Here is an 8,261-nt window from a genome sequence, read left to right on the forward strand (position 1 = left end):
TTTCTTTGCTTGCGCCATGTGTATGCCAATCATCAACGGGAGAACAGAATCAATCAGGCAGGATCTATACCTGCAAATGAATCTATTGTACGTGAATTCAACTTACATTGCCGAACCCGTCCTTGTATTTGTCTATCCTCCCCTCTCATTCACCTATAGTTTTGAATTAGCAATAAAAAAGACACCTTAAGATTCATCATCCTAGGTGTCTTTTTTATTTGAGTCATTGTTTAGAACTGATTATTCTTCGATTTGCCCATGCTCTTTCATCAAAGCAATAAATTGCGCTTCATTGATTACGGGCACACCGAGTTTTTCTGCTTTATCGAGCTTAGAACCCGCTTTTTCACCCGCCACCACACATTTGGTTTTACTCGATACACTGCCACTGACCCGTGCACCTAAGGCTTGCAACAGTTGTGTTGCTTCATCACGTCCCATAGAACTTAAAGTTCCAGTCACTACCCAACTTTCACCATTCAGTGGTTGGCGCGTTGGTGCAATTGGTGCATCCCAATGAATACCGGCAGCCAACAAGCGATCCAATACTTCCAGGTTATGCGGTGCCTGGAAGAAATCAACAATCCACTCTGCGGTAATATCACCAACATCCGGTGTTTTCTTTAAAGCGTCTACATCAGCACTACGTAAAGCGTCGAGAGTCTGGAAAGTATTGGCCAGCATACGTGCTGTCGTTTCACCTACGCCACGAATCCCGAGCGCATAAATAAACGCTGCCAATGTAGTTTTCTTGCTGTTCTCAATCGAATCAATGAGATTTTGAACGGACTTTTCACCCATTTTTTCGATTTGCAGTAATTGCTCACGATGCTCATGCAAGTGATAAATATCCGAGACATCTCTTAAAAGATTGAGATGTAACAGTGACTCCACCCAGCGATCGCCCAGACCTTCGATATCCATAGCCTTACGTGAAACAAAGTGACGGATGGTTTCGATGCGCTGCGCCGCACAATACAGTTCACCTGAACAACGTGCCAGTGCTTCACCTTCCGGCATGACGACTGGAGAACCACACACCGGACAGTTCTCAGGTAAATACACTTCTACAGCATCGGCAGGACGAAATTCTGGCCAGACTTTTTCAACCTTAGGAATCACGTCACCACTACGATAGACACTGACGGTATCCCCAATTCTTACATCCAGACGGTGAATTTCACCAATATTATGCAGCGTTACATTGGAAACGGTTACACCACCCACTGCAACCGGATTCAACCGTGCTACAGGCGTTAGAGTCCCGGTACGACCCACTTGCCAGTCAATATTTTCAACAGTGGTCAATGCAGCCACTGCTGGGAATTTATAAGCCGTTGCCCAACGTGGTTCACGGCTCAAGAAACCCAGTTTTTGTTGCTGTTTAAGGTCATTGACCTTAATGACCATACCATCGATTTCGACACTAAGCTTTGAACGTTCTTCAATGATCTGCTCGTAAACCTTTTGCACTTCCTGGATGCTACTGCAGATAAAATGCCGCTCACCCACAGCAAAGCCAAACTGCTGTAGCCATTCCAGACTGGCTGACATCGTGGTTTGACCATGGTGTGGTACACATTGGGCAATCCCATAGGCATAAAAAGCCAAAGGTCGAGAAGCTGCAATATTCGGATCAAGCTGGCGTAAACTGCCGGCCGCAGCGTTACGTGGATTGGCAAAAGTTTTTTCGCCTTTCGCTGCATTGGCCGCATTCAGGCGTTCAAAGCCGGATTTCGGCATCAGCACTTCGCCACGCACTTCCAGTAATTCTGGAATCACGCCATTCACTGGAGACAGGAATTTCGGCAGATTACGGATGGTTTTGACATTCTGGGTAATATCTTCGCCAGTTTCCCCATCACCACGGGTAACACCACGAACCAGTACGCCATGTTCATACCAGAGGGAAATTGCCAGACCGTCAAATTTCAGCTCAACATCGTATTCAATCTTTTGATTGGGTAAACGCTCTTCAATACGGCGTGCGAAAGCAAACAGATCATCCTGATTAAACACGTTGCCTAAAGACAGCATTGGCACCGCATGCGTTACGGTCAGAAATTTGGAAAGTGCCTGACCGCCTACTTTCACTGTCGGTGTGTCTGGCTGTTGTAAATGTGGATATTGTTCTTCTAAAGCTTTGAGCTGATGAAAGAGCTGATCATATTCACTGTCTTCAATCGTAGGTTGATCCATCACATAATAAGCATGATTATGCTTGGCAAGCAGTTGAATCAATTGACGCATTTGCGCAATGACAGTGGCATCTTGGGTCATAATTTCACCATAAAAAAGGGCGGAAAATCCGCCCTATACAATATTCAGCTTTTCGCTATTATAAAAATCGGATTCTGCAGATTCAATATTGGAATATTAAACTTCTGCAGTCTGTCCAGCACGATAATCAATCGCCTGATGACGCCAGAATTCACGTAATTGCGGGGTCATTTCCTGCTGGTTCTGATCATAAACCAGACCATCCACTTCACGCGCAATCAGACGTGAAATGCTGTCCATGGTATCGAAAGCATTCTGTACATCGCTATGCGGTAAAGCCAGGAAGAACGCCAGACCTTTGACTTCTTCAGTCGACAGAGTTTCTAGGTCAAAACCTTCCATCCCTGTATCTGCCATACGTAATACCGAAAATAGCAGTTTCGAGCCATCTTCACTATAGCGATGGAAACATGCCAGTTCACCATAACGCAGGCCATATTTCAGTAAAACTTTTAAGGTTTTTTCACCTGACAGTGCACGGCCTTGTGGATAAACATGCAAAGAAATAATCGTTTCAGCATTAGCCAGCGAACATTCTTCATCCACAATTTTTTGCTCATGGAGATGTGCATCGAGAATACTGCTTTCATCATTAAAGTCAGAAATTTCAGCTTTTTCAATATTGCTATTCAGGCTAAATTCAGCGGCTTTAGGCTCTTTTTCTTCTTCTGCTACTTCTACTGTTTCAGGCTTGTTTTCTTGTTCAGCTGGCGTAGTGTTTTCTTCTGTTTTGGCTGCTTCCTCTGCAACCACCTGTGTATCGAGCGGACTTGCTGCTTTGGTTTCGGGCTGGACGGTTTCAGTCAAAGTTGGCTCTACTTTGGCTGCTTCTTTTTGTTCTGCCACAGGTGCAATGTTGTCTACTGCTTCTTCATTCAGGCTCGGTTCAACACGTGTAGCTGCCGGACTTTCTGTTTTAGACAGTTGAGATCGTACATGCCTTGGAATAACCGGAGTCTGGCTGTCAGGATCAATATGAAGATCCGCATCCAGTGACGGTACAGCCTCCGCAGGTTTTTTCAAGATCAGTCTTATGCCGAATAGCATAATCACAATTGCAATAACAATCCCGATAATTGTGGTGATTTCCATGTTATACCTCCGCAGCTAAGCCGTATTCTTTTGCCTGTTCCAAATTTACTGTCACTAATTTTGAGGTTCCCGGTTCAGGCATGGTTACACCTAAAAGATCAGTCGCCATCATCATTGCAAGTTTGTTATGGGTAATATAAATAAATTGCACTTGTTCAGAAAGCTCTTTGACTAAATTACAAAAACGTCCCACGTTCGCATCGTCCAGCGGTGCATCCACTTCGTCCAATACACAGAATGGTGCCGGATTTAGGCGGAAAATTGCAAAGACCAGTGCTAATGCGGTTAAAGCCTTTTCACCACCAGAAAGCAATGCCAGTGAGCTATTGCGCTTGCCTGGTGGGCGTGCCATCAGTTTTACACCCGATTGCCATCCATCTTCAAGACTTAAACTCGCTTCACCGCCCTCAAATACTTTCGGGAACAGGTTTTGCAGCTCGGCATTGACCTGATCGAAGGTATTCATAAACAGCTTACGGGTTTCCTGATCAATACTTTTCATTGCTGCCTGCAGCTGTTCAACGGTATTTTCCAGGTCCTGAATCTGATGGCTGAGTTCGTCATAGCGTTTCGAAACTTCTTCATACTCTTCAGAAGCTGCCAGATTCACCGCACCCAGTTTATCGAATTGAGCCTGTGCTTTTTCCAGTTTAGCCTGATGTGCTTTTACATCAATATTTAGCCCTGAAATTACTTCACTATTCAACTCTTTCAGCTGCTCTGAATAATGCTGTAAATCGGATTTTGCTGCCTGCCAGGCCAGACGTTTGGCTTCAAGTTCAGTACGCAATTGTTCATCTTGCTGCTGGAAAGTATGGCGCTGCTCAGTCAGGTGCTGCTGCTTGCTCTGGATCTGATTCAGCTCGATCTGCCAGTCTGCCCAGGTTTTTTGCAGTTTTTCCGTGATCAGTGCCTGTTCATTGAACTGGCTCTGTAAAGCAGGTAATTCCAGTTGTACCGGATCGACAAACTTTTTGGCCTGTTCTATTTGCGCAATAATCTGTTGATATTGCTCTTTTAAAAACAGCTGGTCTTTTTCCAGCAGTTCAGCCTGCTGCTGACTTTGTACCGTTTGACGGCGCAGTAATTCTAATTCCTGCTGCGCCTGCTGAGTGACTTGCTGTGAGTCTTCCAGCTGGGCATTGAGTTCTTCCAGCTGGAATTGCAAGGTTTTGTAATTTGGCAGTGCCTGTTCCAGTTTCAGATTCAGTGCATGCAGATCAATTTCCAGATCATCTTTCTGCATCGCATCTTCTTCCAGCTGCTCATCCAGTTGCTGTAACTGGTTCTGCAATTGCTGTTTCTGTACCGCAAAGGCCTGCGTCGCACTCTGAACTTTGGCAATGTTCAGATCAAGCTGTTGTAACTGCTTTTGTGCCTGTTTCTGCTGCTCATTGATGCTTTGAATCTGGCTTTGCAAAGCTTTTACTTGAGCAGTGAGTTCAGGAAGCTGTTGCTCTAGATCTGCGAATTTCGGTTCAAGCTGAGCCAGTTGCTGCTCGATTTCATCCAGACGGATACGATGACTCAGTGCCCCTTGTCCCGCCTGACTGGCTTCATCATAATCCAGTGCAATCATCCAGTCGGGACCGACATGATAGCCATCCAGACTTAGGATCGACTGGCCTGCTCTCAGCTGAGTTTGTAAACCAAGTGCCTGTTTAAAGTTCTCAGCTACGGCCACCTGTTGCCAGAGTGAGTATTGAGGCGCTTCAATCCAGTCTGCTAAACAAGGGAGTCCATCAAGCTGAATATTATCCTGTATCATCTGAGCTTTGAGCTGGCGTGCACTATTTTTCAAAAAATGCTCAGTTTCTTCTAATACTTGTGCAGAAAGCCATTTCGCCAGGAACTTTTCAATCAGGCTGGCATGAGCTTTGGCCTGTGGATTCAGCTTCAACACCTGCATTAACTGCACCGCATCCGCTTTGGCGTTTGGATTGGCTTTGGTCAGTAACTGGCTCAGGTTTTTCCGTTCTGAATGCAGTACCTGAATTTCTGATTTCATCTGTATGAGCAATTGCTGCTGACCTGCCTGTTCTGCCTGTAGCTGCTCAAGCTCAGTTTTCAGTGTTTTGAGCTGAGTCTCAAAGCCAGTGATTTGCTGTTCAGTTTCAGCTCTATCAGTCTGATACTGTTCCAGCTCATCTTGCTGCGCCTGCTGCTGAATTTGTGCTGCCTGCTGTTGCAAGGTTTCTTTTTGCTGTTCAATCCGGACAATATTTTTAGCCAGCTGTTCACTTTGCGCCAGCATTTGCTGTTTACGTTGTTGCTGTTGCTCAACCTGGGTTTTAATTTGAGCAAACTGGGCAGCAATTGTGCCTTGCTGGGATTTCAGATCAGTCAGACCCTGGTTTTGTTCCTGACTTTGACCTTCCTGCTTCTGCAATTGTGCAGTCTGATCTTCGAGTTGTTGATGCAGGGTGTCCAGTTGCAATTCAATCAGCTGTAAACGTTCTTTGGTTTGTGCTTTTTGTTCTTCCAGCTTCACCAGACTGCTTGAGTTCTGCTGCAATAAGGACTGCTTTTGCTGCAGGGTCATTTCCAGTTCGCTGAGCTTTTTCTCAGCCTGTTGCCATTCAGTTTGTAGCGGTGTGGACTGTTGAATCAAGCGCTGGAACAGTTCACTGGTCGCTCCCAGATCATGCTCAACAGTAGTCAATTCAGAACGTACCAGCTTAAAATTCTCGCCCAGCGTATTCATCTGCACAGTATATTCTTCTTGCAGACGCTGGCTCTGCTCACACTGGAACGACAGGATTTCAATCTTAATGGTACGGATCTGACCTTCCAGTTCCTTATATTGAATGGCAGTTTCTGACTGGCGTTTCAAGGTTTTAAGCTGAGACTTGAGTTCAGAGGCAATATCTTCCAGACGCGACAGGTTCTGCGTCGTGTGATCCAGATGCAGCATGGTCTCGCGGCGACGTGCCTGATAACGGGAAACCCCGGCAGCTTCTTCAATAAAAACCCGCATTTCTTCCGGCTTGGCATCTACCAGACGGTTAATCATGCCCTGTTCAATAATTGCATAAGAACGCGGCCCCAGACCGGTTCCCAAGAAAATATCGGTAATATCACGACGTCGGCATTTAGTGCCATTCAGGAAATATTCAGACTTGCCATCACGGTTGACCTGACGACGCACTGCCAGCTCATTATAGGCATTATACGCACCGCCCAGCTTGCCATAAGTATTATCAAAACGCAGTTCTACACTGGCGATGCCCACCGGTTTGCGCTTGGCTGTTCCGGTAAAAATCACATCCTGCATGCTGCCACCACGTAGTTGGCGCGCACTGGACTCACCCATCACCCAGCGTATGGCATCAATCACATTTGATTTACCACAACCATTGGGTCCCACCACTGCAGTCCGGTTATCCTTGAAGTGTAAGGTAGTACTGTCAGCAAAAGATTTGAAGCCTGAAAGTTTTAAACTGCTTAAACGCATAGTGTCCTGATTTAACGTCGTGAGCGTCTGGCCCACGCGAGTTCAATTTGTTTCATCCGTATCAGAGATTCCAACACAAGGTTGCGCAAGTGTCGACAAAAATCTTCCATAAATAACGTCGCCTGATGGGATTTACGAATTAAAATCGCTTCCGTCACCAGTTTAAATAATTCAAAAGATTCCTGTAGCTCACGTCTTGAAATATTCAGGGTCAGAAAATAGCTACGGCGTAAAGATGGCAGCAGTTCCTGATAGTAGCGCATCAGGTAAAGATTACCGACCATCTCCTGTTGCTGGGCCATTCCCTGAAAGATCAAATCATAAAACTTTTCGATATGGCCTTGGCGGGTTTCGGCTTCTAATTGTTCTAATAATAGCTGAATGCGCTCTGCCTCATGGCTACGCCAGGTTTCTGCCATGCGATGTACCATCTGCCCCAGCAATAAAGAGGTCAGGTCAAACAAGGCACGAACCTGCATGGCCGACATTTCCGAGACAATAGCACCGCGACGCGGGAAGATTTCAATCAGCTGGGTACGTTCAAGCAAGAGCAAGGCTTCACGGACTGATCCCCGACTGACGTCAAGTTCCGATGCAATTCTGAGTTCCTGGATGCGTTCGCCTTCAACCAGTTCACCCCGGATAATCTGTTCACTGATATGCTTGGCAATCTGTTCAGACAAACTGTGTGCTTCTTGTTGTTGCATACTGTTCCTGTCTTATTTTTATTGATGCAAGTGCAGTCATTCTGGATGACTTTTCAGTTATTAAACGGCTTTTTTGCAGAAAATACTTTGACATTGTCAGACAATCTTGTGTCTATACAGCCAACCCAGTCAAAGAAAAAGGAGAATAGTGACCTATTCTCCTCAAAAAATTTAGCTGATAAAAAATGAGTAGTTCAGGCAGTAAAGCCTTGATAGATAAAATACAGACCAACTGTAGTCAATAAGGCCGCAAAACATTTTTTTAATAGAACTGGTGATAATAAATGCGCCACTTTTGCACCAAATTTTGCAGTGATAAAACTCATCACACTAATACCAATAAACGCATAAATATGAATATAACCAATCGTATTTGGTACTTCGACTTCAGCTTTCTGACCAAACCAGATGAAACCTAAGGCACCGGCCACTGCGATTGGCAAACCGCAGGCAGCAGAAGTGGCTACTGCTTTCTGGATGACGACACCACAACGATTCAGGAAAGGCACAGTCAAACTGCCGCCACCAATTCCAAAGATGGCCGATGCCACACCAATGCCGCCACCCGCTGCCAGCTGTAATGCTGCTGAAGGCAATTTCTGATTCGGATCAACCTGATAATGCGCACCTCTAAACATCCTGAATGCAATCCAGACTGCAAAGAAACCAATCAGCAATTGTAGGCCTTGACCCGATAAATAATCTGCAATACCAGCTCCTAAGAATGA

The 8,261-nt window shown here is 45.5% G+C and carries 6 protein-coding genes; 1 reads left to right on the forward strand and 5 read right to left on the reverse strand.

Going from position 1 to position 8,261, the window contains the following annotated elements; all coding sequences use genetic code 11:
* A partial coding sequence (locus B4J23_RS09850) for a hypothetical protein (protein ID WP_291360329.1) occupies nucleotides 1-190 on the forward strand: 190 nt, incomplete at its 5' end.
* 50 nt (nucleotides 191-240) lie between these two features.
* On the opposite strand, the gene ligA is transcribed toward B4J23_RS09850, so the two are convergent.
* From ligA to B4J23_RS09875, 5 genes are all read right to left on the reverse strand, one after another.
* Nucleotides 241-2,280, reverse strand: a complete 2,040-nt coding sequence (ligA, locus tag B4J23_RS09855; protein WP_291360331.1) for an NAD-dependent DNA ligase LigA — start codon at nucleotides 2,278-2,280, stop codon at nucleotides 241-243.
* A gap of 96 nt (nucleotides 2,281-2,376) precedes the next feature.
* Nucleotides 2,377-3,372, reverse strand: coding sequence for a cell division protein ZipA C-terminal FtsZ-binding domain-containing protein (locus B4J23_RS09860; protein ID WP_291360333.1), 996 nt, complete (start codon nucleotides 3,370-3,372; stop codon nucleotides 2,377-2,379).
* A gap of 1 nt (nucleotide 3,373) precedes the next feature.
* On the reverse strand, nucleotides 3,374-6,826 hold the full coding sequence (smc, locus tag B4J23_RS09865) for a chromosome segregation protein SMC (protein ID WP_291360338.1): 3,453 nt from the start codon (nucleotides 6,824-6,826) through the stop codon (nucleotides 3,374-3,376).
* A gap of 11 nt (nucleotides 6,827-6,837) precedes the next feature.
* Entirely contained in the window at nucleotides 6,838-7,533 is a 696-nt protein-coding gene (locus B4J23_RS09870) for a GntR family transcriptional regulator (RefSeq protein WP_004783346.1), read from the reverse strand.
* A gap of 194 nt (nucleotides 7,534-7,727) precedes the next feature.
* Nucleotides 7,728-8,261, reverse strand: a 534-nt coding sequence (locus B4J23_RS09875) for a sulfite exporter TauE/SafE family protein (RefSeq protein ID WP_291360336.1), incomplete at its 5' end; no start/stop codon positions are given.

Origin of the sequence: Acinetobacter sp. UBA3025 (genome assembly GCF_002367915.1) — a bacterium.
GTDB lineage: Bacteria > Pseudomonadota > Gammaproteobacteria > Pseudomonadales > Moraxellaceae > Acinetobacter.